Raw genomic sequence first — 25,110 nt, 5'->3', positions numbered from 1 at the left:
CCTTCCGTAGCGGCGCGATTTATCGCGCAATGAATTGCGCCGCTACTATGTGTGCGCTCGGTAATTACGGATTTCCATGTCTTAACTGACGAGCGTTAGGCTAAATATGGGGCGGGATCGGTCCCCTCTCCCATTGATGGGAGAGGGTTAGGGTGAGGGGAAAAGTGCGCTTAACTCATCCCACCAGCATCAATTCGCGGTCCTCTACCGCTGGCTTATTCAGCAGCGACAGCAAAATATTCTTCACGGCCTGCGCCGATGGCGACAGCGGCAGACGCGCCGAGATGTTCAGCGACAGCGGCAAATTCAGTGACGGACTGTTAATGCGCGCCATCCACGCATGGGTTGAACTCACTAGCGCCCGCGCTGCAGATTCTGGCAGCACCGTCACGCCCATGCCGCTGGACACCGCCGCCGTCAGCGTCGAAATGGATTCGATTTCGCCGATGATGCGCGCGCTCAGACGGCGCAGCGAGAACGCTTCATCGACACGTTTACGCACCGCACTGTAATCGCGCGGCAGGAACAGGCTCATCTGCGCCACATCGGCCAGATCGACCGTCGCACCCGGGCACGCTGTTGCGCCCACCAGATAGAGCTCTTCTTTCATTAAAGGAATGCTGTTGATGCCCGCCGTTGGCGCACGGTCGTACAGCACCGCCATATCCAGCTGGCCGTTCATCACTTTTTCATTGAGCGAGGTGCCGCTGTTTTCATGCAGATACACCAGCACATCCGGGAACTGCTCACGCACCGTGTGCAGCAGCGGCATGGTGAGCGAAGATGCGGCGGTGCCCGGCGCTAAACCAATCGAAACCTGGCCGTTCAGTGCCTGGCCGGCGTTGATCACCGCCGTTTGCGCCTGTTCACACTGGCGCAGAATGGTGCGAGCGTGGGCATACAGAATTTTTCCAGCTTCAGTCGGCGTTACGCCGCGCTTGGTGCGGATCAGCAATTGCTGATCGAGTTCATTTTCCAGCGTCGCCACCTGCTGGCTAAGCGCAGGCTGCGCGATGTGCAGCACTTCTGCTGCCTGAGTCAGGCTGCCGATATCGACGATTTTTACAAAATACTTGAGTCGTCTTAAATTCATGTTGCCTCCGTCAATCCCCGAATACCCAGTTGGGTGTTTCAGCCTGCTGGCTTGTGGGAATGAAGTTGCAATATGCAGGCCAGGTTTGTTCGCGATGCAAAATTGCGTTGCCAGATTTTTCCTAACGGCACGGAAAATAAGCGTTTGTGATTACCTCGAAGGAGTTAATAAGCGCGGGCGATGACGTGATTCGCGTAAGCGTTGAACAACATGCACCGCGATGGGGCAGAAAATGCGAGTCAGGCGTGCAAAAAAGTGATGACCGGATGAGCTGGTTTGGTGCAGAAAACACAGAAAGTGAACAGAAACGGCGGGAATGGAACAAAACGAGCGGGAAAGAAGGAGGTTAGCCAGTTGGAAAACTTATGTGGCGGGCGGTGCGCGTTGTCCCTCACCCTAACCCTCTCCCGCGCGCGGGAGAGGGAACCGACCGTGCACAATGTCACTACGCAAAATAATTCGCGCTGTAGCAAGGCGGCAAGAAAATTCAGCCCCGGGAGCATAGTTAACTATGTGACCGGGGGGAATTTTCGCAGCCAACGCCGCTACAGCGTGAAGCATGAAGCGTATTAGCGTTTTTTACGGTTACGATGCATATCTATTGAAACCGCTGCGACGATGATGATGCCTTTGATGATGTCCTGCACATAAGCATCGACACCGACAAAGGTGAAGCCGCTCTTGATCAGGCCAAGGATCACTGCACCAATCAGCGTACCGGTGATGCGCCCCACGCCGCCCATCAGGCTGCTGCCGCCGATAACCGCTGCGGCAATGGCATCCAGTTCGTACGCCATACCCATGCTGGACTGGCCGCTACTGACGCGCGCCGCCAGCACCACACCCGCCAGGCCAGAGAGCGCACCGGCGATGGTGTAGACAATGATCAGGTACTTATTAACGTTGATACCGGACACTTTGGCGGAGGTCATGTTGCCGCCAATCGCGTAGACATATTTGCCGTAGCGGGTGTGTTTCAGTGCGATGTGGAACAGGAACGCCACCACCAGAAAGATGATTACCGGCATCGCGCCCTGGCCGATGGAGGTGAAGCCATCTGACAGGAAGCTAATCGGGTTACCCTGCGTGTAGTACTGCGCCAGACCGCGTGCCGACACCATCATGCCAAGCGTGGCGATGAACGGCGGAATACCGGTTTTGGTGATCAGCACGCCGTTCATTACGCCGCACAGCAGCCCTACGCCAATCCCGGCGACGATGGGAATCACCGCAGGCAGGTTCACCAGCGACGGATACATCGGCGACAGGCTGTCTGAAGTTTGCGCCAGACTGGCCGCCACCACCGCGGTGAGGGCAATAACCGAACCGGATGACAGGTCAATACCGGTGGTGATGATGACTTGGGTCACGCCCACCGCGATGATGCCGATGATCGCCACCTGCAGAATAATCAGCACCAGGCGGTTGGTGTTCATCAGGAAAGATTGGTCACGTACGTACCAACCGGCAATTTCAAAAATCAGGGCAATGCCCACCATCACGACAAAAATCCCGGTGTCTTTTGGCAGCTTGTGACGCAGGTTGCCAAAGAAAGAACTCTGTTCTGCGGCCTGCGGGGCCGTAATTTTTACGTTACTCATAGGTGTCTCACGCCTCACTCGGATGCCAACGACAAAATGGATTCCTGATTGGCCTCTTCTTTATCGAGGATGCCGGTTATACGTCCGCCGTGCATAACCATCACGCGGTCGCTCATGCCGAGAATTTCTGGCAGTTCGGACGACACCATGATGATGGCCACGCCGCGATTCGCCAGTTCACTGATTAAGCGATAAATCTCTGCTTTTGCCCCCACGTCGATACCGCGCGTGGGTTCGTCGAGAATCAGGATCTTCGGTTGCGCCAGCAGCCAGCGGGCAATCAGCACCTTCTGCTGGTTACCGCCGCTGAGGTTATTGATGATCTGATCCATGGTGGGGGTTTTAATGTTCAGCTTGCGAATCTGATCCATGCAGTCCTGCGCCATTTTGATGTGGCTGACAAAACCGCTTTTATGGGTGTAATCGGGCATGTTGACGATGCTCATGTTCTCCATCACCGACAACACCAGGAACAGCCCCGACTTTTTACGGTCTTCGGTCAGGAACGCCATGCCCTTCTCAATCGCCGTTGACGGCGAATCGATCTTGACCGGCACGCCATCAATCAGGATTTCACCGCTGTCGAAACTCTCCATGCCGAACAGGCTTTCCATCACTTCGCTGCGTCCGGCACCCACCAATCCCGCTACGCCGAGGATTTCGCCTTTGCGCACCGTGAAGTTGATGTCGGTGAAGCGATCTTTGCAGGTGAGATTGCGCACCGTCAGCACATCCCCACCGATTTCACCGTTGAATTTCGGGAACAGCTGGGTTAATTCACGGCCCACCATTTGCGTAATCAGTGACTGACGCGTGTATTCGCTGGTGCTGTTGCTGCCGACCCACGATCCGTCACGGAAAATACTGATCTCATCGGTAATGGTGAAAATCTCATCCATTTTATGGCTGATATAGATGATGGCTTTGCCCTGCTCACGCAGGTCGCGGATGATGGTGAACAGGTGCGCCACTTCGGTTTCCGTCAGTGCGGAGGTCGGTTCATCCATAATCACGATGTCCGAATTCCATGACACCGCTTTGGCGATTTCCACCATCTGCTGCGACGCAATACTCAACTCGCCAACCAGACGATCGGCTTTTAAACGGATATTGAGTTTGTTCAGCAGTTCCTGCGTCTGTTTGTTCAGCTTGCCGTGGTCAACAAAGCCGTACTTCATCGGTTCGCGGCCGAGCCAGATGTTCTCGGCCACGGTCATGTAAGGCACCAGATTGAGTTCCTGGTGAATCATGGAGATGCCGGAACGCAGCGCATCCATGGTGTCCTGAAACTGCACCGGCTCCCCTTTAATGCGAATGGTGCCCTTATCGGGACGATACATCCCGATAAGGCATTTCATTAAAGTGGATTTGCCCGCGCCATTTTCACCCATCAGGGCATGTACCGACCCCGGTTTAATACGCAGTGAGACATTGTCGAGTGCCTTCACTCCGGGGAAGAACTTGCTGATGCCTTCGGCTTCAAGCGCAAAAGCGGTCATACATCACCTCCGTACGGCTAAGTCGGTTACGGTTTATTTCTGATTCTGACTGGCGAATTTTTCGTAGTTATCTTTGGTAATCAGCTGGAACGGGATATCGACCACTTTCTGCACTTTCTCGCCGTTAATCAGCTTGACCGCCGTTTGTACCGCGCCTTCGCCCTGACCTTTCGCATCCTGGAAGACCGTGGCGACCATTTTGTCGTTCTTGATCATCTGCAGTGCGTCCGGCGTACCATCCACACCCGCTACCAGGATGTGATTCGGGTTTTTACCCAGCGCCTGCAGCGCACCGATTGCCATTTCATCGTTGTTGGAGGCAATCGCCTGAATGTCATCGCCCGCGGTCAGCCAGTTACTCACCACGTCCACCGCATCATTACGGGTGAATTTGGCGGTCTGTTTCTGCACAACTTTAATGCCCGGATATTTGGCGACCACCGCTTCCACACCTTTGGTGCGTTCACGGGTGGATTCGTTAGCCAGGTCACCCAGCAGAATCGCCACGTTGCCTTTGCCATTCATCTTTTTAGCCAGCGCTTCCATCTGCAGACGGCCCGCCAGTTCAGAATCCGAACCGACAAACGCCATTTTGTCTTTCAACTCGCCTGCCGGTTTACGGTTGACGAACACCAGCGGCACGCCGGCTTTCGCTGCGGCATCCACCAGCGGTTTCACCGCGTTAGTATCCACGGGGTTAACGATGATGGCGTCAACGCCCTGACCAATGAAGTTCTGCACCTGCTGCAGCTGCTGTGCCACGTCGCCTTTGGCGTCTTCAACCTGGCCTTTGATGTTGTCTTTTTGCATCTCTTTCTGCATTGCGTTGCGCAGAATGGTGAGGAAGTTGTCATCAAACAGCGCCATAGAAACGCCTACCTGAAGATCTTTTGCCATCACGGCGGCAGGTAACATGCAAACTAACAGGGAAGTTAATAACGCTTTTTTGAATTTCATAGGTAACCCTTCTTATTCGTTAACATGCTCAGGTTGGCTGAGACCGCGAATGAAAAATATCTTTTACATTCACCCAACGTCGCTGGCGTTTTTTTTGTGGTTGTAGAGGTAAGGCTTCTGGTCTAACGCTATCGGTTTACTGCATCTTTTCAGTGTAACTCGCTACTAATCAGCCAGTTATTTTCGAAATGCCGTTTCAGATGACACAACTCATTTCGCCAGTGATGATTAGCAGTTCATTTATTTCATCTAACCTGCATTTGAAACTTTCATCATAAAAGCACTGAAATGATTGTTTTAAAATCGGCAAATAACAAAACTTTGACATGCATCTAACATCTCAAAGGAATTGCGTTTAAAGTGAGATCTTGCTGGCAGTTTAGAATCTGATCATTCAAGGCAGAAAAGCAGCATTCCGCTGCTTTTACGCGCACTTAAACCAAAAGTGTGCAGTCGGGCTTTGACAATGGGGATCGGCATCGCTAATATGCGCCTCGTTCACACGATTCCTCTGTAGTTCAGTCGGTAGAACGGCGGACTGTTAATCCGTATGTCACTGGTTCGAGTCCAGTCAGAGGAGCCAAATTCAAAAACCCCGCTCAGGGAAACCTGAGCGGGGTTTTGCGTTTTTGAGGATTTGCCAGGTCGCCACGAGCAACTACGTCAGCGGAGCCAGCTCCAGACTGCTGCGGAAATCGTTGCCGACATAATCGGTATCGATCAGCTGGCGGCGACGCAGTTCTGGCAGCAGGCCGTTGAGCAGCAAATCCTGCTGATCGGGCTGGCCGAGTCCATGCAGCGAAATCACATCCAGCACGCCGGCGCGGTAGCGCTGTTCGATGGCATCGGCCAGGGTTTCTGGCGTACCAGCAACAAACCAGTGGCCGGTCTCTTCGGCTTTGATGATCAGCTCGCGCAGGGTTAATCCTTCCAGCGCATAGCCACGGAAAATGGCGGCGCGCCCCTGACGACGATGCACCTGCGCCAGTTCGGGAATTAACGCGGCGGGCAGCGGTTGGTCGAGCGGCACATCGCGCAGATCCACCTCGCCGCCCAGCATGTCGGCCACGCGTAATCTGCCCTGTTCATAGTTGATGCGTTCATGCTTATCGCGCAGACGGCGCGCCACATCGGCGTCGCTGTCGCCAATGATGGCGTGGAACGAGTTCATGATCAGCGGCGGATTATGTTCGCGGCCAAAACGTCGCGCCCGCTGCTGCACATCAGCCACGAAAGTTTGCGCCGCCTCAAAAGTAGGCTGCGAGGTGTAAATCACCTCGGCATAACGTGCGCCGAGCGTGACGCCCGCGTCGGATTGTCCCGCCTGAAACTGCACCGGACGGCGCTGTGGCAGCGGCGGTACGTTAAGCGGCCCCGCCACCTGGAAATAGTCGCCGCGATAGTGAATCGGATGCAGTTTGCTGTGGTCGAGACGAATGCCGCCGCTGGCGGTGCGCTGCGCTGCCGCGCGTTCGTTGGCGTCATACAGCGCGTTCATCACTTCAATAAATTCAGTGGCGCGCGCGTAGCGCTCCTGCGGTGGCGGCAGCTGGCTTTCACCGAAGTTCTCCTCGCCAACCGAGGAAGTTACCGCGTTCCAGCCCGCGCGGCCGCCGCTGATGTGATCGAGCGTGCCGACCTGACGCGCCAGATTATACGGATGCAGCCAGCTGGTGCTGACGGTAGCGATTAAACCGATGTGCGAAGTGACCTGGCTCAATGCCGCCAGCGCAATCAGCGGATCTTGCGTGCCGGTGGTGCCCGCTAATCCGGCCGCATCGGCCTGCAGCAAATCGGCGGTGAACAGGCCGGTGATTTTTTCGCGCTCGGCAATTTTCGCCAGTTCGATGGCGCGCGTGATGCCCACGCCGGTCTGGCTGTCATTGGCGGCGGAAATCACACTGCTGGCGCCGACCAGCGTTTTAAGTTTTCTGCGATAGGTTTGCGACACAACACTCTCCTTTATGGTTGTCGCGCGAAATCCGCTTTGACATGGTTTAAGGCGTCCGCATCGGTCAGCAGACGTAAGCCGGTGCGAGCCAGCACGCGCGCGCCAATCAGCAGCGCCTGATAGCCGCGCGCTGAGTTGGCCGCTTCACGGAATGGCACGGTATGGAAAATCAGATCGTCATGGCCGATTTTCAGCCACGGATGCGCCGTCGGCACCGCGTGGCTGATGTCGCCAGCATCGGTGGAGACTTTGTTTTTCTGCGGCGAGAGATCAACCTGTTCGCCTGCCGCGGTGAACTCTTCCAGCAGCAAGGCATCCAGCGCTGAGTTGAGTTTGAAATCGCGCGGGCCAATCTGATGGTCAATCTCGACGCGCGCGCCGGTCGCCAGCGCCACGCCTTCAGCAATGGCACGCAGACGCGGCTCAAGGGATTCCACCACTTCGCGGCTGTCCGCGCGGATGTAGTAATGCGCGGAGGCGTATTCCGGGATCACGTTCGGGGCCTGGCCGCCGTTGGTGATAATGCCGTGCACGCGCACGCCATCCGGCAGTTGCTGACGCAACACGCTGATGCCGTTGTAGAGCAGCACCAGCGCATCCAGTGCGTTGATCCCTTCATGCGGCGCGCTGGCGGCGTGCGACGGCTTGCCGTAGAAGTGGAAATAGAGATGATTATTGGCGAGCGTGGATTCAGTCAGGCGGGTTTTGCCCGAAGGATGCACCATCAGCGCCACGTCGACATCTTTGAGGTAGCCGGCTTCGACAAAGCGCTTTTTCACGTTGCCTTTGGGTCCGCCCGGTCCGGCTAATCCGCCCTCTTCCGCTGGCGTGCCTAACACCACCACGCGTCCACCGGTTTGATCCAGTACCTGCGATAGCGTGATGGCCGCCGCCACGCTGGTGGTGCCAATCAGATTATGACCGCAGGCGTGACCGATGCCGATCAGCGCGTCATATTCTGCGAGAAAAGCGATGGTGGGGCCCGGTTTGTCGCTGGCCTTCACCGCGTAGAACGCCGTTTCATGTCCGGCGACGTTGCGCGTGACCGCAAAGCCCTCAGCGCTGAGTAGTTGCGTGAGTTGCTCACTGGCAAAATATTCGTTGTTGCCGGTTTCGGGATTTTGGAATATCGCCTGCGATACCTTGAGATAAGCGGCGCTGTGTTGTTCGAGGCTGTTTTCGAGCGTGAGCTGAAGTGGATTCAGCGACATGAGCATTCTCCTTTGGCAAAACAATGCGCAATAGATTGCGCCGCTACCTTAGATGCAGGTATTCGTAGCGGCGCGATTTATCGCGCATCAGTGATAATCAATGGCGCTTATCAATACGCTGCACTAACCGGTCGCCGAGCCACTGAATGCCGCACACCAGCACAATCAGCACCGCGATCACCGCGATCATCACTGAGGTTTCAAAGCGCTGATAGCCATAACGGATCGCCAAATCGCCCAGTCCGCCTGCGCCAATCGCGCCGGCCATGGCCGAAGCACCAATTAGCGCCACCAGCGTAACCACAAATCCCGACAAGATGCCGGGCAGCGCTTCCGGGATCAGCACGTCCCAGACAATGCGCAGCTTGCTGGCGCCCATGGCGCGCACCGCATCAATCAGGCCGCGATCGACATCACGCAGCGACACTTCCGCCACGCGCGCGAAGTAAGGCGTGGCGGTGATCGACAGCGGCACAATTGCTGCCCAGGTGCCGAGCGAGGTGCCGACCAGAAAACGGGTAAAGGGAATTAACGCCACCAGCAGAATAATGAACGGCAGCGAGCGGAAGCTGTTGATGATCAGGCCCAGCACGCGATTCACGCCGCGATGTTCGGCGATGCCGCCGGGGCTGGTCATCACCAGAATCAGGCCGAGCGGCAAGCCCGCCACCAGCGAAAACAGGCCGGAAATCACCGTCATTAAAACCGTTTCGCCTAACGCATTGAGTAAAAGATCAATCATGACTGGCGACATAACCCACTAACTCCACTTGCGCCTGCTGCGCGTGCAGCCAGCTGAGAATATATTGCTCGTCGGCCGCGTTGGCTGCCGGGAGCGCAATAAAGAAACGCACCACCGCGTAGTGCTGGATGTGATCGATGCCGCCCTGCAGCAGGCGGAACTTGCCCGGCAGCGCGCTGGCAAAGCGGGTGAGCAGATCGCCCTGCGCATCGTCACCGGCAAAGTGCACGCTGTAGATGGCATCGCCTTGCTTGTCATCGCTAAGGCGCGCAGCAATATTTTCCGGCAGCTGCGGCAGCAAACCGCGCAGCAGCGTGCGCGTCAGGGCCGATTGCGGATGCGCAAACACCTGCCAAACCGGACCTTGTTCAATTATTTCACCGGCATCAATCACCGCCACGCGATGCGCCACGGATTTGATCACTTCCATCTCATGGGTAATCAGCAAAATGGTGATGCCGAGTTTTTGATTCAGGGATTTGAGCAGCGCCAGAATTGAGCGCGTGGTTTCCGGATCGAGCGCCGAGGTGGCTTCATCGCACAGCAGCAGCGCCGGGCTGGCCGCCAGCGCGCGGGCAATGCCAACGCGCTGTTTTTGTCCACCCGATAACGCCGCCGGATAGCTTTGCGCTTTGTCCGCCAGTCCCACCAGCGCCAGCAGTTCCGCCACGCGCTGCTGGCGTTGCGCCTTATCCATGCCGGCAATTTTCAGCGGCAGCGCAACGTTCTGCGCCACCGTTTTTGCTGATAACAGATTGAAGTGCTGGAACACCATGCCAACGCGGCTGCGCACCGTTTGCAGCTGTTTTTCCGACAGGCCGGTGATGTTCCGGCCTTCGATTTCAATGACGCCTTCATCAGGTTGTTCCAGACCGTTGAGACAGCGGATCAGCGTGGATTTCCCCGCGCCGCTGCGCCCAATCAGGCCAAGGATTTCGCCTTTCTGCACCGTCAACGAGATATCGCGCAGCGCCTGGGTTTGTCCAAAGCGACGTGACACGCCTTGCAGGCGCACCACGCTGCCGCTGTCGCGAAACTTCACCTGCGCCTCGTCATGGGCACTTTCCGCCACGCCGCGTTTCACGGCGGTAAAGGGCGTTTCGGCTGCTGAGAATAACGTCATCTTTATCGTTCCTTACCAGGCCGTTTCGCCCGTGCCTTTGTAGACCTTGTCAAACACGGTCTTCACGGCATCGTTCTGGTAAGAAGCCACCAGCGTTTTCACCCACGGCGCGCTGACGTTCTCTTTCTTCACCGCAATAAAGTTGTTGTACGGGTTATCTTTTACCGGCTCTTGCGCAATGCGGTCTTCGGCGGTCAGGCCACTTTTCAGCGCCCAATCGGTGTTGACGACGGCGGCATCGAGGTCAGGAACGGAGCGGCCGATGATGCCGGAATCCAGCTCTTTGATTTTCAGATGATGCGGATTGGCGGTGATATCGGCGGTGGTGGCCGCGATGCCGACGCCCGGCTTCAGTTTGATCAGGCCTTGTTGCTCAAGCAGCACCAGACCGCGCGCTTCGTTAGAGGGATCGTTTGGCACGCCAATCACCGCGCCCTCTTTCAGCGCTTTGGCGCTTTTCACTTTCTTCGAGTAGAGACCAATCGGCCACACGGCGGTATCGCCGACGCGTACGATGTCGTAGTGATTGACCTTGATTTGGTTATTGAGGAACGGCTGATGCTGGAAGGCGTTGGCATCCACTTCGCCGTTTTGCAGCGCTTCGTTCGGCTGGTTGTAATCGTTGAAGATCACGGTTTTCACCGTTAAGCCTTTCGCCGCCGCCTGTTTGATCACTTCGCGCCAGACGTCTTCATCTTCGCCGCTCATAATGCCGACTTTTACCGAGGTTTTGTCCGCCGCGTGCGCGATGGACAGCGGCGACAGCGCCGCGCTGGCCAGCAGCAAGGCGCCAGCCGTTAACAGGAATTTATTTTTTACTGATGACAGACGTGTGTGCATAAAGTGCTTCCTGATAGTTATAATTGCGCGAGTCAAAATTAGCTGTCGTAACGACAGATGACCGCAGTATACGCAGTTGCTTATTCCTGCATTATGATTTATTCAGGAATGCTATTCCTGAAAAGCATAAAGCCGCGGCGCCGCTCGCATCGCCACACGCGAGAAATGGCTGTGTTATCCTCCCCCTTTTGATGGACTTGTTACTGAGCGCTATGTCGGACACCACACCTAAACGAAAAAATGACCCTGAAGGGCTGAAGAAGCGCATCCTTGCTGGTGCGCTGAAAATGTTCGCCGAGTTCGGTATGCAGGGCGCACGGCTGGAGCAGATCGCTGAGCACGCGCAAACCACCAAACGCATGGTGGTGTATCACTTTGGCAATAAAGAGCAGCTCTATATTGAGGTGCTGGAGCAGGTGTATCAGGCGATTCGCCAGCATGAAACCGGCCTTAATCTCGCCGAGATGGCACCGGAACTGGCGATGACCAAACTGGTGGAAGCCAGCTTTGATTACCACGTTTCGCACCCGGATTTTATGCGCCTGGTGTGTACCGAAAACCTGCTGCGCGGGCGCTACATCATGCAATCCGAACGCATCAAGGCGCTGAACAAAAGTGCGCTCGATGTGCTGGATGACATTCTGACGCGCGGCCAGCAGCAAGGGCTGTTTATGGCTGGGCTGGATACCGTGGATGTGCACCGCTTGCTGAGCAGCATTTGTGTGCATCACGTCTCCAATCGTTACACCTTTCATACGCTGTTCACGCCGAACGATAGCGAGGAAGACAGCATCCGTCGCAACCGCCAGTTAGCCGTCACCGCCACGCTGCGTTATGTGCGCAAAGCCCCGTAGGCTGCGGCTGCGCGCTGATGGTCTACGCTTTTAAATTTGGGACCGTCACAGACCACAGACTAAGGAACTCCGTAGTGAACAAAGATCCCCACCTTTATCCCTTACGCCATACGCAGAATACCGATCGGGACAGCGCACTGTGGAACTGGGCGCAAAACTCGGTGGTTGGTCAGCGTAGTCAGTTACATCAGCCGCAAACTGAAGCGGAGTTGCAACAACTGCTGCGCACCGCCAGCGGTAAAGTGCGCGTGCTGGGCAACCGCTTGTCGCCGGGCCGCATGCTGGGCGTTGATGAGCAGGATTTGCTGCTGGATCTCAGCGCGTTCAACGGCGTGATCGCCCAAGACGAAGAGAGCGTCACCTTTGCCGCCGGTACGCCGCTGGAGCAGGTTTACAGCACCCTAACCGAGATGGATCGCATGCTGGCCTCGTCGCCGGGCGTGATTGCGGTGCAAACGCTGGCGGGCGCAATGGCCACCGGCACGCACGGCCAGGGTTTAGCACAAAGCTCCATCGCCGATGAAGCGCTGCGCATTCGCATGGTGTTGGCTGACGGCAGCGTGCGTGAATTTGTGCGCGGTGAGCCCGATTTCGCTGCCGCCCAGGTTTCGCTCGGCACCCTAGGCATTGTGACGGCCGTGACGCTGCGCACCCGCCCTTTCCGCCTGTTTACCTGCCACAAATTCGCCGTCTCCGCCGATACGCTGGAGAACGATCTGATCGAATGGAACCAGCAGTATGAGATGAGCAAAGCCTGGTGGTTTGTCGATGACAACCTGATGCACGTGTGGAACGCGCACGAAGCCAGCGCTGAAGATTCGCAGGCATGGCACGCCAATCAGCGCGAGGTGATTGAGCATGGCGATGACACCGACAGCAGCCTGAATGACACCATCGACCAGACGCTGGCGCAGATGCATCGCGATACGCAGATTCACGGCAAAGGCGGCAAACAGTTCCGCACCGTGACGCGCTTCCGCGATTTCACCGACATCAGCGGCGATATCTATCAGCTATTTTGTCGCGGCATTGCCGTGCCGCAGATCAACGTCGAGATCGGCGTGCCGCTGGAGAAAACGCCGCAGATTATCAGCAAGATCAAAGCGTGGTATGCCGAGAATCACCCGCATATGCACTATCCGATCATTCTGCGCTGTACCGGCGCGTCTGAAGGCTGGCTCAGCCCGGCGTATCAGCACGCCACCTGCTTCTTTGGCTTTGTGGTCTATTACGCTGATGACGGTTCGCTGTCGCAGGATGGTCTGCATTTTCTCACTGAAGTCGAGAAGCTGCTGGCGGCCGAAGGCGGACGTCCGCACTGGGGCAAATATTACGATCCGCAGCGCTATCAGTGGCGCGATATCTATCCGCAGTGGGACGCTTTCCGCGCGGTGCGCGACCAGCTCGATCCACAACGCCGTTTTAGCAATGACTATGTCACTGCTTTGTTTGATTAAGTTTGAAGGGGAGAAACCATGTTTGCATGGGTAACGCTGTTAACGCAGCCGGACTATTTCATTGGCGTGAAGGCGCTGCACCGCTCGCTGAAGCGCAGCGAAACCCGCTGGCCGCTAATTGTCATGGTCACCGACGCCATCGACCTGGAGACGCGTGAGGCGTTGCAGGCGCTGGGCTGTGTGATCCATCCGGTGGATCCGCTGACGCCAAACGCCGAACTGGAGCAGCATTACGCCTCGGCGCAGTTCGGAGAAGTGTGGAGCAAGCTGCGCGCGTGGGAGCTGGTTGATTGTGAACGCGTAGTATTTCTCGATGCCGACATGCTGGTGCTGCACAATATGGATGAGCTGTTTACGCTCGATCTGGGCAAGCATGCTCTGGCAGCGTGCCACGCCTGTCGCTGCAACCCCAACAAGATCGCCAGTTATCCCGCCAGCTGGCAGCCAGAGAATTGTCACTATACCTGGCAGGATCGCGGCGAACCGGCACCGTCCACGCTCGATCGCTACCTGAACGGCGGTTTTTTGGTGCTGAAGCCGGATTTGGCGGTGTTTGAGTGGCTGCAGGAGAAAGTGGCGGGGATTACCGATCTGCGCCGCTATCCGTTCTCAGAGCAGGATTTGCTTAATGAAGTGTTCGAGGATCGCTGGCTGCCGCTTTCGTACAAATACAATGCGCTGAAAACCTTGCCGTTCCAGCACAGTAAGATGTGGCGCGAAGATGAAGTGAAGAACCTGCACTTTATTCTGGCGAAGCCGTGGAAACGCGACTTGAATCAGCCTGAATCGGAACGCGACCGCTACTACGCGCTGGATAAGCTGTGGTGGGAGTTAGCGGCGGAATAAAAAAAACAGCGCGATTCGTCGCGCTGTTTCATATGAATTGCCCGTTACTGCGGGCCAGTTCGCCGCGAATGGGTTTCCTACGAAGCTTATGAACGGGTCTTCGCAATGCGCTCAAGCGCGACCTGCGCCAAAAAACCTGAACGGGTTTTGAATTCGGGATGCGTTGCTACGCAGCGGTCAATGCGATCAATCAGCAGTTTTGGCAAGGTTACATTGATTTTCTCGGACCCGCCCAAAATGCGAGTGACATCCACATCAATAAGTACCCAAACATAACCTGCATATTGCGGATCTTTCATCAACGATTTCAATTCAGAAACCGCCGGGATGTCCTGCTCTAATTCTACCAGCAGCTCCAGATGGCCGATAATCGCCTCTTTAGCATTTGTTACCGCCGCTTCCAGCGTATCTCCAGCAGAAAAACAGCCCGGCAAATCCGGCACCGTGACGCCAAATGCCGTGCTTTGGTCGCCCGCCTCAATCGCGATGGGATAGAACATACGTCACCTCTTTCGAATTAATGGACAGTCAGTCCGGCTTGTTTCCTGATACTTTTCACCGTTTTGATCGGCAAATCCTTTTTGGGGTGCGGTATCGTCACCAGCCCTTTTTTTACCGGATGGACAAAATGGTGATGGCTACCGTTTACACGTATCAGTTCCCAGCCATCGGCCTTGATCTCGGCCATTAATGATCTGCTATCCATGCCATTGCCTTACCGCGTCCTGAAAGCATAAAAAATAACCCCAACAACTCTAAATCGCAAGAAGAGTTATTGGGGTTATCTTTTTCCCAAATAAAAAGGTCGTCATAAATGACGACCTCAAGATGAGTGGTGAATGGAAATTTATTGCGCTTTTGGCTCGCCCATCGCTTTCAACTTCTTCGACAGCTCGCGACGCTCTTTGGAGAGGTCAGCGTTTTTGATGATGTATTCATCAACGCGGTCTTCATAGTCCACACGCATGCTGGCGATAATTTCCTGCACCGCCTCGATGCTCATGCCGGGTTTGATGTATTCACTCAGGTTGTCCAGCAGCAGCACACGTTTCTGGTTATCACGGACTTTCTTCTCGTTATCCACGATTTCGCGCTGCAGTTTGTTTTTACGACGGAACATACGCACAAACTCCAGTACGTCCTGAAATGATTGCTTGGCATTTTCCATGTTGGCACCTTTCTTGAGGCCTGCGTCGGCAGGCGGAATAGTCATAACGTTTAGCTTAGCGGCTTGGCCGCCAGGGTTGCAATTCTCACCGCTAAATTCGGACTGGCGCTTATCTTAGCGCAAAGAAAGGGTGATTCACATTAAGTCCTTGCCTGAGAAAACTATTTACGCAGCGCCAGACGCACTAAATCAGTCATACGCTCCAGCTGACGCGCCTGTTCGAGGCTCAGCCAGACGTAGCCGTAAATCGCCGTGGTTTCGGAACGTCCGCTGCGATTAGCAATCAGCTGCTCCAGTTCCTGGGTGATCTCCTCCAGCGCGTGGCTGTTGGCGGTGATCTGCTCGGTTTCGCCTTTCACCATCAGCGTGGCCAGCGCATTCAGCGTGTCTTCCGTCATCTGCTGGGTGCGGCGCAGCGTAGGCGCGTTGAGCATAATCAAGTGGCTTTCACGCGACGACCACCATGCATCAATTTGCATCTGCATGGTGTTGACCAGATTGCGATTGATGGTTTGGATCGCCTCAAACACCGATTTCGGAATGCGCGTCTCTTTACTCGCCGGCTCCAGCAGCGCGCGCATTTTGATCACGCTGCTCAGCAATTTCTGAAAAGGTTTATTCAGCCGCGGCTTCTCCAGCAAATTGGCGGAGAAACCGGTGTGATGCAGTTTGGCCATGGCGATAAACGCATCCGATAACTGGATGCGCCAATGCGTATAGGCACGCTGCGCCCAGATGGCGCTAAACAGCAGCGCCATCAGTGAACCGAGAATCACATCGCCTCCGCGCCACATGGCGATGGTGAAATCCCCGGCCGGTGCGCCAACCACCACGCCGAGCGTGATGCCGATCAGCAGCGCCATATAGGGATGTTTTCCCAGCGTCAGATAGCCGCAGACCACCATCACAACGGCGCACCACACCAGCATTACCGGCAGTGAAAACAGCTCAAGCTTGAGCGCGATCAGGCCAGAAATCAGTCCGGCAAAGGTGCCGCTGATACGCTGCACCACGCGCGGCAGCACATTGCCCCAGGTGGAAATCGGCCCCATCACGACCACCAGCGTAATCAGCGGCCAGGTGCCTTCGGGAATGTCGGTGAGCCGCACAAACAGGAAACACAGCACAAAGGCGATAGCGATACGTACGCCGTGTACGGTGCGATAGTGGCGGTAGAACCAGAACTCAATCTGCGAGATGGGCTTGTCAGCGCGTAACATGGTTGTCCGGGAACGCTAAAAATTTGCGCGCTATGTTACCCTGGTGACGGCTGCATCATCAGGGTCGAACGCAATTATTTTTCAGGTTTTGCTGAAATACAACATGGACGTTACATCAGGTTTTCTCAATAAAAACATTGATGTAACGCAGCGTGTTTGGTGCGTGCATTAAAACAGTTGCCATGAATGGCGATCAGAAAATCACGTCATCGCGCACCAGCACACCTTTCTGGTCTGCAACGCCTACAGCGATTGTGTCATCATCGCCGCATCATGGCGACGATGATGACGCGGAAATACGCGACAGATTACAGTTTCTGTTTCACGTAATCGCTGATGCGCGTAATGATGCCTGCCTCTTCCACCGCTTGCAGCGCGTAGAGCGGATAGCTGGCCAGCTGCTTATCTTTGTCCATCACCTGAATTTCGCCAATCTGCTCGCCCGCTTTCAGCGGCGCTTCCAGATCTTTGCGATCGATAACGTATTTCGCCATCACGTTGGCCACTTCGGTGCGCGGCAGCGACAGGTAGATATCCTGCGTGGTGCCGACATCGACCTTATGCGGATTGCCGTACCAGACGTTTTCGCTACCGATTTTTTTGCCTGCGTGGAACAGTTGCACGGTATCAAAGCTGTTTTGGCCCCACACCAGCAGCTTGCGCGCCTGATCTTCACGCCCTTTCGGGCTCTTGCCGCCCATGATCACCGCAATCAGGCGATGACGTCCGACGACGTTGGAAGCGATGATGTTAAAACCGGCGCTTTCGGTGTGGCCGGTTTTCAGACCATCGACGTGCAGATTTTGATCCCACAGCAAGCCGTTGCGGTTGTTTTGGGTGATGCCGTTCCACGTCAGGGTTTTCTCCCCGTACATGGCGTAGAAATCGGGCTCGCCGCTGATGATGGCGCGCGACAGCACCGCCAGATCGCGTGCGGTGGTGTGCTGGCCCGGCGCATCGAGGCCGTGCACGGTTTCGAAATGGGTGTGCGACAGGCCGAGTTTCTGCACGTAGCTGTTCATCATGGTGACGAAGCTGCTTTCGCTGCCGGCCACGTGATCCGCCAGCGCTACGCAGGCATCGTTGCCGGAATCGATGATCACGCCGCGCATCAGATCGCGCACAGTGACCTGATCGCCAGGCTTGAGGAACATCAGCGAGGAGCCTTTGAACACCGGATTGCCTGCGCCCCACGCATCTTTGCCGATAGTGACTTTGTCATCGCGGCTGATTTTATTCTGATCGATAGCGCGATCCACGACATAGCCGGTCATCAGTTTGGTCAGGCTGGCCGGGTTACGCTCTTCATCCGGATTGCCAGCGGTGAGAATTTGTCCGGTGGTGGCGTCCATCAACACCCATGAAGCCGCATCAATCGGCGGTGGTGTCAGGGGAAACGGCATGCTGTCGTCAGCCTGCGCCCACGATGCCCAAATAATTATTCCAGATACAGTTACCAGCAGACGCCTTTTCAACACTTCTTCCTCAAAATCAAAAAAATGAATTTACCGCCGCACGTTTTACGGCAAATAGCGCTTACAGATCTGAATAAATTGAAAAAAAGTATGAACTGCGCATAAATGCTGCGCGCCCGCTCGCAGCGAGAATGATCGAGGTTGTACTGCTACCCAGGGACGACTATCCTGTGCGTTGATTCTCCATTGCCAGGATAACGCCGTGCCCGCCTCTGAGTTCACCTTCTTATTCCACGATTATGAAACCTTCGGTAAAAGCCCGTCGCTGGACCGTCCGGCGCAGTTCGCGGGCCTGCGTACCGATAAAGAATTCAATGCAGTAGGTGAACCGCAGGTGTTTTATTGCCAGCCAGCCGACGATTATCTGCCGCAGCCGGAAGCGGTGATGATCACCGGCATTACGCCGCAAACCGCCAAAGCGCGCGGCGTGACCGAGGCGGCGTTTGCCGAACGCATTCACGGCCTGTTTAGCGAGCCGCAAACCTGTGTGATTGGTTACAACAATGTGCGTTTTGATGATGAAGTGACGCGCAATATCTTCTATCGCAACTTCTTTGATCCCTATGGCTGGAGCTGGCAGAACGGCAATTCGCGCTGGGATCTGCTGGATGTGATGCGCGCCTGCTACGCGCTGCGTCCGGAAGGCATTGAGTGGCCGGAGAATGACGATGGCTTCCCCAGCTTCAAGCTGGAGCATCTCACCAAGGCCAACGGCGTGGCGCACGAACAGGCGCACGATGCGATGTCCGACGTTTATGCCACGCTGGCGATGGCAAAACTGGTGCAAGAGAAGCAGCCGAAGCTGTTTGAGTTTCTGTTTACCCATCGCAACAAACAGAAACTGATGACGCTGATTGATATCCCGCAGATGAAACCGCTGGTGCACGTCTCCGGCATGTTCGGTGCGGCGCGCGGTAACACCAGCTGGATTGTGCCGCTGGCGTGGCATCCGGATAACCGTAACGCGCTGATTGTCGCCGATTTGGCCGGTGATATGTCGCCGCTACTAACGCTGGAATCTGACGAACTGCGCGAGCGTTTATATACCCGCCACAGCGATTTGGGCGATCTGCCTGCGGTGCCGATCAAGCTGGTGCACATCAATAAGTGTCCGGTGCTGGCGCCTGCCAGCACGCTGCGTCCGGAAGATGCCGCGCGCCTCAACATCGATCGTCAGCAGTGCCTTGCAAACCTCAAGCTGCTGCGTGACCACGCGGAAGTGCGTGAGAAAGTGGTGGCGCTGTTTGCCGACGCCGAGCCGTTTACCCCGTCAGATGATGTTGACGCGCAGTTGTATGACGGTTTCTTTAGCGATGCCGATCGCGCTGGCATGAATATCATCCGCCAGACGCCGCCGCAGAATTTACCGGCGCTGGATTTGACCTTCGACGATAAGCGCATTGCTAAATTGTTGTTCCGTTACCGTGCGCGCAACTTCCCCGGCACCCTCGATGACGCCGAACAGCAGCGCTGGTTGCAGCATCGCCGCGAAGCGCTGAATGCCGAGCGCGTGCAGGCGTTCCTGTTGGAGCTGGAGTCGCTGGCGAGTTTGCATGAGGGGAATACGGAGAAGATGGCGCAGCTGAAGGCGCTGTATTTGTATGCGCAGGAGCTGGTGTCTTAGTTCTCTGCGATTTGATGCCCTCACCCCGGCCCTCTCCCACAGGGAGAGGGAGACGCTGCCAAATGCTGGCGTGTGCGCTCGATCGGTTCCCTCTCCCACAGGAGAGGGAGACGCTGCCAGATGCTGGCGTGAGTGCACGATCGGTTCCCTCTCCCTGTGGGAGAGGGTTAGGGTGAGGGAAAACCCTTAAATCATCCCCCACACCAGCCACGTCAGTGCGAAACCGCTCAGCCCCATCACCGTCGTCAATACCGTCCAGGTCTTAAGGCCATCGGCCACTGACAAGCCCAGATAGCGCGTCACCACCCAAAAACCCGCATCATTGACGTGCGACAAGCCTAACCCACCGAAACAGGCCGCCAGCGTCACCAACACGCGCTGCATATCCGTCACATCGCCCACCGCCTGGCTTAACAAGCCGCTGGTGGTCAGAATCGCCACCGTTGCCGATCCCTGCGAAGCACGCAGCGCCAGCGACAGAATAAAGGCCGCCGGAACTAATGGCAGATGCAAGGTTTCCAGCGTCAACGCCAGCGCTTTGCCCACGCCCGATTCCACCAGCACCTTACCAAACGCGCCGCCCGCGCCCGCCACCAGAATCACGCTGGCGGAGCTGGGAATCGCACGTCCGGTGAGATCTTCCAGTTTCTCTTTGCTCCAGCCACGACGCACGCCGAGCAGCCACGCAGCCAGTCCCAGCGCAATCAGCAGCGCAATGGCTGGCGTACCGATCACCGTCATCACCGCACGCAGCGTGCTGCCTTCAGCCAGTGTGGTATGCGCGACGGTGCCCATGACGATCAACAGAATCGGCACAACAATCAGACCGGTAATAGTCAGCGCACCCGGCGCTGGCGCGTCGTTCTTCGGCTTGCCTTCCGGCTTCGCCAGCTGCAGCTGTTCTAATACATCAACGGAAAGATGATATTGACGCAGGTTCATCGCTTTCGCGACGTAATAACCGACGATACCCACCGGAATCGAGATCAGGATACCGAGCATCATCAGCCAGCCCATATCAGTGTGCAGAATGCCCGCCGCCGCCGCCGCGCCGGGATGGGTTGGCAGCGCCACGTGCACCGTCAGCATCACGCCCGCCATCGGCAAGCCAAACTTCAGCGGTGACACGCGCGCCACTTTGGTGAAGCCATAAATCAGCGGAATCACGATGATAAAGCCGACTTCGAAGAACACCGGAATGCCGAGGATAAACGCCGCCATGGTCAGCGCCGCCACAGTACGCTTGATACCCAGCGATTTACTGAAGCGTTGTGCCAGCGACTCGGCACCGCCCGAGGCTTCAATCACTGCGCCGAGCATCGCCCCCAGCACGATGATAATGGTGATATGCCCCAGCAAGTTACCCATCCCGCTAAAGATGGTTTCCATGATTTTGTCGGCTGGGATGCCAGTCGCAATCGCCACCAGCAAGCTGACAATCAGCAGCGCCACAAAGGGATGAACTTTGGTTTTAATCACCAGCAGCAGCAAGATCACAATGCTGGCGGTAGCAATGGCTAACAACAACGCGGTAGACATGATAATCCTCTGATTTAATTAGTATAGTTTGGGTACAGCTCTATCTGGTATTGACGAATTCAGGTAAGACTTACCCAGCACAGTGCTGAAAATCCCTGTGCTGGGTGGTTAAACAAAAATTATTTAGCGTAAGGCGCGAACCAGCCGAGGCCGGCTTCAGTGCGGCCACGCGGGATGTATTCACATCCCACCCAGCCGTCGTAACCCACTTCATCCAGCAGGTCGAACAGATAGGAATAGTTGATCTCGCCTTCATCCGGCTCGTGGCGATGCGGCGCCGAGGCGATCTGGATATGGCGATAACGCCCGGCGTATTCGCGAATCAGATGCGTCAGATTGCCGTCCACCAAATGCGCATGGAACAGATCGAGCTGGGTAAAGACGTTGGGCCGATCGATACGCGCCATCATCGCCAGCGTCTGATACTGGCTGGCGTAGAGATAATTCGGCTTAGTGACTGGATTAAGTGCTTCCAGCAGCAGGCGAATACCGTGCGGCGCTAAACGCTCGGCGGCATAATGCATATTACGCACGAAAGTCTCTTCATAGGCTGCACGATCGGCACCGTTTGGCACCGTTGCCGCCATCACATGCACCTGCCGGCAGTTGAGCGCCAGCGCATACTCCAGCGCCCGATCGATATCGGCACGCGCTTCCTGTTCACGGCCCGGAATGGCGGAAACGCCCCACTCGCCCGCCTGCACGTTGCCTGCGGCGGTGTTAAACAGCACCAGTTCCAGCTGATGTTTTTCCAGCTCGGCTTTAATCACCTCAGCCGGAAAGTCATACGGAAACAGGAATTCAACGGCGCGAAAACCGGCGTTGGCCGCGGCGGCAAAGCGTTCGATAAACGGCAGCTCACCGAACTGCGTTGATAAATTGGCTGCAAACTTAGGCATTAAACATTCCTCAATTCCGCGACTTCGCTATCGGTCAGATAACGAATCGAGCGGTCACCGAGCGTAAACATCAGGCGCGCGGTCTCTTCCAGTTCTTCAGTGTTATTGGCAGCTTCGCGCAGGGATTTGCCCACCACCACCGGACCGTGATTGGCCAGCAGGAAGGCGTTATAGCGCGAGGCCAGATTGGCCAGATCGTCTGCCAGGCGCTGATCGCCCGGCTTATAATACGGCACCACCGGCACATCGCCGACGCGCATCACCACATACGGCGTGAACGGACGGATGCAGTTTGCTGTGTCGAGATCGTTGAGGCAGGAGAGCGCCGTCAAATAGTGGCTGTGCAGATGCACCACCGCTTTGCACGCGGGATTGTTCAGATAGAGCGCGCGGTGAAAAGCCACCTCTTTCGACGGCTTGTCGCCGGAGATCCATTCGCCCTGAATCGTCACTTTCGACAGGCGATCGGCCTGCAGTTCGCCGAGGCAGGAGCCGGTTGGCGTCGCCAGCAAGTTGCCATCCTCCAGCAGCAGCGACAAATTGCCCGCTGAACCGGTGGCGTAACCGCGCTGAAAGAAGGACGCGCCGAGCTGTACCATTTCTTCGCGTGCTTGTTGTTCCGTCATGCTGAATACTCCTGTTGTGCGCGGGCAAAGAACTGTTCGTCGCCAAAGTTGCCTGATTTCAGCGCCAGTGACAGCGGCTGATGGATATCGCGCACCCACGGCACGCCCGGTGAAATCATCGGGCCAATGTGGAATGCGGTGACGCCAAGGCTTTGTGCCACCACGCCCGAGGTTTCACCACCGGCAACGATGAAGCGCTGCCAGCCACGGGTTTTCAGTTCACGAGTTACCGCAGCAAACAGCTGCTCAACCGCTTCACTGCTGCGCGCTGCGCCGTATTGCTGCTGAATAGCCTGCAGCTGCTGCGCATCGGCGGTAGCAAACAGCAAAGGTGCCAGTTCGGACTGATGATTGGCTTCCACCCAGTCACAGAGCTCCTGCGCATAGCTTTTGGCGTTATCAAGGCAGCGTTCCACCAGCACTTCATGCGAGGGCGCTTGCTGACGATACGCCTGCACCTGACGGTTGGTCATTTGCGAGCAGGAGCCTGAGATCACCACCGCGCGATCGCCTTGTGGGCGCCCGGCGTGTTCAGCATCGCTGTTCTGCTGCTGCGTTGCCCAGGCGCGGGCGATACCGATCGCCAGGCCTGAACCGCCGGTCACCAGGCGCGTCTCTTTCAGCGCTTCGCCCTGCGTCAGCAGATGCTGCTCGTGCAGCGCATCCAGCACCACATAGTTGATGCCCTGTGCTTTCAGGGTATCCAGCTGCGCACGCACCGCATCAGCTCCTTGATCGAGCTGCGCGGCGTTGATCACCGCGGCCTGGCCTTTGGCCTGGCGCGTCATCAAACGCACCAGATTGCTGTCGGTCATTGGCGTTACCGGATGATGGCGCATGCCCGATTCGGACAGCAGCTGATCGGCGACAAAAAGATAGCCTTGATACACCGTACGACCGTTAACCGGCAGCGACGGCGAGATCACCGTTTGCGTTTCGCCCAACGCCGCCAACAGCGCATCAGTCACCGGGCCGATATTGCCCTGCTCGGTGCTGTCAAAGGTGGAGCAATATTTGAAATAGAAACGATCGCAGCCCTGCTGTTGCAGCCACTGCAGCGCGGCCAGCGACTGATCGATCGCCTGCTGCGCCGGGCATGAGCGTGACTTCAGGCTGATAACAATCGCCTGCGCGCTCAGCGCGTCATGACTTTCCGGCACGCCGTTGAACTGGATGGTCGGCAAACCGTTTTGCACCAGAAAACTGGCGATGTCGGTTGCGCCGGTAAAATCGTCTGCAATAACGCCTAAACGCATGATTATTGCTCCTTCGCCTGCGGCAGCGTGATGCCGCTGAAGATTTTGATCACTGCGCTGTCATCTTCACGACCGTGGCCGGCGTTGCTGGCTTCGGTAAACATATTGAGCGCAGTAGAAGCCAGCGGCAGCGGGAAGTGCAGCGACTTGGCGGTATCCGCCACCAGATTGAGATCTTTAACGAAGATATCGACCGCTGATTTCGGCGAGTAATCGCCATCCACCACGTGACGCATGCGGTTCTCGAACATCCATGAGTTACCGGCGGCGTTGGTCACCACGTCATACATGGTGTCGAGCGGGATTCCAGCGCGCGCGGCCAGCGCCATCGCTTCAGCGCCCACAGCAATGTGCACGCCCGCCAGCAACTGGTGAATGATTTTGACGGTTGAGCCGAGACCGATTTCGCTGCCCACGCGATAGACTTTCGCCGCCACCGCATCCAGCACAGGCTTGAGCAGGGCAAAAGCTTCATCGCTGCCGGACGCCATTACCGTCATCTCGCCGACTGCGGCTTTGGCTGCGCCGCCGGAAACCGGTGCATCCAGCATCAGCAACTGATGCTGCGCCAGCTGTTGTTCAATCGCCTGCGCATCCTGTGAAGAGATGGTAGAAGAGACCATGACCACAGTGCCGGGCTTGAGCTGCGCCGCCACGCCGTTTTCACCGAACAGGATTGCTTTAACCTGCGCGGCGTTCACCACCAGCAACAGCACCGCATCGAGTTCAGCGGCAAAGCGGGCAGCGGAGGTTTGCGCATCACGTGCACCGGCCTGACGCAGGATTTCCAGCGCCTGCGGATTGAGATCAACACCCCAGGTATTTAATCCTGCACAGATGCAAGACTGCGCGGCACCCATGCCCATGGAACCTAAACCAATCACGCCGATGTTATTCACGGTTGCTGACATAGCAAACCTCCATTGTTAATTTAAGTGATAATTTGTTCATTGGTGTTAAGTCTGCCGCAGTCAGTGGCGAATAAACGTGCGTGATATCACAAAAATTAACTTAGCTGCTCATTGATTAACATGGATTCACAGCCGGAGGTCTGCGCTTCGAAGTCAGTCCAGATGGGATTTCTGCTTAGATTACGGCAAGATAAATTGTGCTGCGGGCTGTGAATCGA

General features: G+C 56.3%; 23 protein-coding genes and 1 tRNA gene. 5 read left to right on the top strand and 19 right to left on the bottom strand.

Annotation, left to right across the window (positions count from 1 at the left end):
- Positions 1-175 precede the first annotated feature (175 nt).
- The 4 genes from nac to IB226_RS02735 all read right to left on the bottom strand — a co-directional run bounded on the left by nac (position 176) and on the right by IB226_RS02735 (position 5,150).
- Positions 176-1,093, bottom strand: a complete 918-nt coding sequence (gene nac / locus IB226_RS02750; RefSeq protein WP_101763422.1) for a nitrogen assimilation transcriptional regulator NAC — start codon at positions 1,091-1,093, stop codon at positions 176-178.
- A 569-nt stretch (positions 1,094-1,662) separates the two neighbouring features.
- On the bottom strand, positions 1,663-2,694 hold the full coding sequence (locus IB226_RS02745) for an ABC transporter permease (RefSeq protein ID WP_101763421.1): 1,032 nt from the start codon (positions 2,692-2,694) through the stop codon (positions 1,663-1,665).
- Positions 2,695-2,708: 14 nt separating this feature from the next.
- A complete protein-coding gene (locus IB226_RS02740) occupies positions 2,709-4,193 on the bottom strand; it encodes a sugar ABC transporter ATP-binding protein (protein ID WP_101763420.1) in 1,485 nt (494 codons plus the stop codon).
- Between the two features lie 33 nt (positions 4,194-4,226).
- Positions 4,227-5,150, bottom strand: coding sequence for a sugar ABC transporter substrate-binding protein (locus IB226_RS02735; protein ID WP_110866691.1), 924 nt, complete (start codon positions 5,148-5,150; stop codon positions 4,227-4,229).
- A gap of 507 nt (positions 5,151-5,657) precedes the next feature.
- Between IB226_RS02735 and IB226_RS02730 the strand changes: the two genes are divergently transcribed.
- Positions 5,658-5,733, top strand: a tRNA-Asn gene (locus IB226_RS02730).
- A gap of 75 nt (positions 5,734-5,808) precedes the next feature.
- On the opposite strand, the gene IB226_RS02725 is transcribed toward IB226_RS02730, so the two are convergent.
- The 5 genes from IB226_RS02725 to IB226_RS02705 form a co-directional block, all read right to left on the bottom strand.
- Positions 5,809-7,101, bottom strand: a complete 1,293-nt coding sequence (locus IB226_RS02725) for an NtaA/DmoA family FMN-dependent monooxygenase (protein WP_192233458.1) — start codon at positions 7,099-7,101, stop codon at positions 5,809-5,811.
- 11 nt (positions 7,102-7,112) lie between these two features.
- A complete protein-coding gene (locus tag IB226_RS02720) occupies positions 7,113-8,312 on the bottom strand; it encodes a M20 family metallopeptidase (RefSeq protein WP_192233456.1) in 1,200 nt (399 codons plus the stop codon).
- 97 nt (positions 8,313-8,409) lie between these two features.
- Positions 8,410-9,066 (bottom strand): methionine ABC transporter permease, encoded by a 657-nt coding sequence (locus IB226_RS02715; RefSeq protein ID WP_192233454.1) that lies wholly within the window; start codon positions 9,064-9,066, stop codon positions 8,410-8,412.
- Positions 9,047-10,177: a methionine ABC transporter ATP-binding protein gene (locus IB226_RS02710; RefSeq protein WP_192233452.1), complete on the bottom strand. Its 1,131-nt coding sequence runs from the start codon at positions 10,175-10,177 to the stop codon at positions 9,047-9,049. Before IB226_RS02710 ends, IB226_RS02715 begins: the two co-directional genes overlap by 20 nt.
- Before the next feature lie 12 nt (positions 10,178-10,189).
- Positions 10,190-11,017: a MetQ/NlpA family ABC transporter substrate-binding protein gene (locus tag IB226_RS02705; protein WP_192233450.1), complete on the bottom strand. Its 828-nt coding sequence runs from the start codon at positions 11,015-11,017 to the stop codon at positions 10,190-10,192.
- A 212-nt stretch (positions 11,018-11,229) separates the two neighbouring features.
- Between IB226_RS02705 and IB226_RS02700 the strand changes: the two genes are divergently transcribed.
- From IB226_RS02700 to IB226_RS02690, 3 genes are all read left to right on the top strand, one after another.
- Positions 11,230-11,871 carry a TetR family transcriptional regulator gene (locus IB226_RS02700; RefSeq protein WP_192233448.1) on the top strand — a complete coding sequence of 214 codons (642 nt, stop codon included), beginning with the start codon at positions 11,230-11,232 and terminating at the stop codon, positions 11,869-11,871.
- A 74-nt stretch (positions 11,872-11,945) separates the two neighbouring features.
- Positions 11,946-13,328, top strand: coding sequence for a D-arabinono-1,4-lactone oxidase (locus IB226_RS02695; RefSeq protein ID WP_192233446.1), 1,383 nt, complete (start codon positions 11,946-11,948; stop codon positions 13,326-13,328).
- 18 nt (positions 13,329-13,346) lie between these two features.
- A complete protein-coding gene (locus tag IB226_RS02690) occupies positions 13,347-14,174 on the top strand; it encodes a glycosyltransferase family 8 protein (protein WP_192233444.1) in 828 nt (275 codons plus the stop codon).
- Between the two features lie 86 nt (positions 14,175-14,260).
- Here the strand turns inward: IB226_RS02690 and IB226_RS02685 are convergent, their stop codons facing one another.
- The 5 genes from IB226_RS02685 to dacD form a co-directional block, all read right to left on the bottom strand.
- The gene (locus IB226_RS02685; protein WP_101763410.1) at positions 14,261-14,674 is read right to left on the bottom strand and encodes a type II toxin-antitoxin system HicB family antitoxin; all 414 of its coding nucleotides are present in this window, start codon (positions 14,672-14,674) and stop codon (positions 14,261-14,263) included.
- A 17-nt stretch (positions 14,675-14,691) separates the two neighbouring features.
- Positions 14,692-14,880, bottom strand: a complete 189-nt coding sequence (locus tag IB226_RS02680; RefSeq protein ID WP_007891008.1) for a type II toxin-antitoxin system HicA family toxin — start codon at positions 14,878-14,880, stop codon at positions 14,692-14,694.
- A gap of 141 nt (positions 14,881-15,021) precedes the next feature.
- Entirely contained in the window at positions 15,022-15,342 is a 321-nt protein-coding gene (gene tmaR, locus IB226_RS02675) for a PTS system regulator TmaR (RefSeq protein ID WP_008110563.1), read from the bottom strand.
- Between the two features lie 161 nt (positions 15,343-15,503).
- Positions 15,504-16,562 carry an FUSC family protein gene (locus IB226_RS02670; RefSeq protein ID WP_101763409.1) on the bottom strand — a complete coding sequence of 353 codons (1,059 nt, stop codon included), beginning with the start codon at positions 16,560-16,562 and terminating at the stop codon, positions 15,504-15,506.
- Positions 16,563-16,870: 308 nt separating this feature from the next.
- Positions 16,871-18,037: a serine-type D-Ala-D-Ala carboxypeptidase DacD gene (dacD, locus tag IB226_RS02665; protein WP_192233442.1), complete on the bottom strand. Its 1,167-nt coding sequence runs from the start codon at positions 18,035-18,037 to the stop codon at positions 16,871-16,873.
- A gap of 202 nt (positions 18,038-18,239) precedes the next feature.
- Here dacD and sbcB point away from each other — a divergent pair, with 202 nt between their 5' ends.
- Complete coding sequence (sbcB, locus tag IB226_RS02660; protein ID WP_110866679.1) at positions 18,240-19,661, top strand: exodeoxyribonuclease I; 1,422 nt, start codon at positions 18,240-18,242, stop codon at positions 19,659-19,661.
- A gap of 186 nt (positions 19,662-19,847) precedes the next feature.
- Here sbcB and IB226_RS02655 read toward each other — a convergent pair whose 3' ends face one another.
- From IB226_RS02655 to ltnD, 5 genes are all read right to left on the bottom strand, one after another.
- A complete protein-coding gene (locus IB226_RS02655) occupies positions 19,848-21,200 on the bottom strand; it encodes a GntP family transporter (RefSeq protein ID WP_137386087.1) in 1,353 nt (450 codons plus the stop codon).
- Positions 21,201-21,319: 119 nt separating this feature from the next.
- Positions 21,320-22,099 carry an HPr family phosphocarrier protein gene (locus IB226_RS02650; RefSeq protein WP_192233440.1) on the bottom strand — a complete coding sequence of 260 codons (780 nt, stop codon included), beginning with the start codon at positions 22,097-22,099 and terminating at the stop codon, positions 21,320-21,322.
- Positions 22,099-22,725, bottom strand: a complete 627-nt coding sequence (locus IB226_RS02645; protein WP_192233438.1) for an aldolase — start codon at positions 22,723-22,725, stop codon at positions 22,099-22,101. The genes IB226_RS02650 and IB226_RS02645 overlap by 1 nt, the downstream gene beginning before the upstream one ends.
- Positions 22,722-23,981, bottom strand: coding sequence for a 3-oxo-tetronate kinase (gene otnK, locus IB226_RS02640; protein WP_225608141.1), 1,260 nt, complete (start codon positions 23,979-23,981; stop codon positions 22,722-22,724). Before otnK ends, IB226_RS02645 begins: the two co-directional genes overlap by 4 nt.
- Before the next feature lie 2 nt (positions 23,982-23,983).
- Positions 23,984-24,892, bottom strand: a complete 909-nt coding sequence (gene ltnD, locus IB226_RS02635) for an L-threonate dehydrogenase (protein ID WP_192233436.1) — start codon at positions 24,890-24,892, stop codon at positions 23,984-23,986.
- Positions 24,893-25,110: the final 218 nt, after the last annotated feature.

This window comes from Pantoea sp. PNT03 (assembly GCF_014852515.1).
Taxonomy (GTDB): Bacteria; Pseudomonadota; Gammaproteobacteria; order Enterobacterales; family Enterobacteriaceae; genus Pantoea; species Pantoea leporis.
The sequence above is the reverse complement of the archived record's forward strand: the minus strand, read 5'-3'. Positions and strand labels throughout refer to the sequence as shown.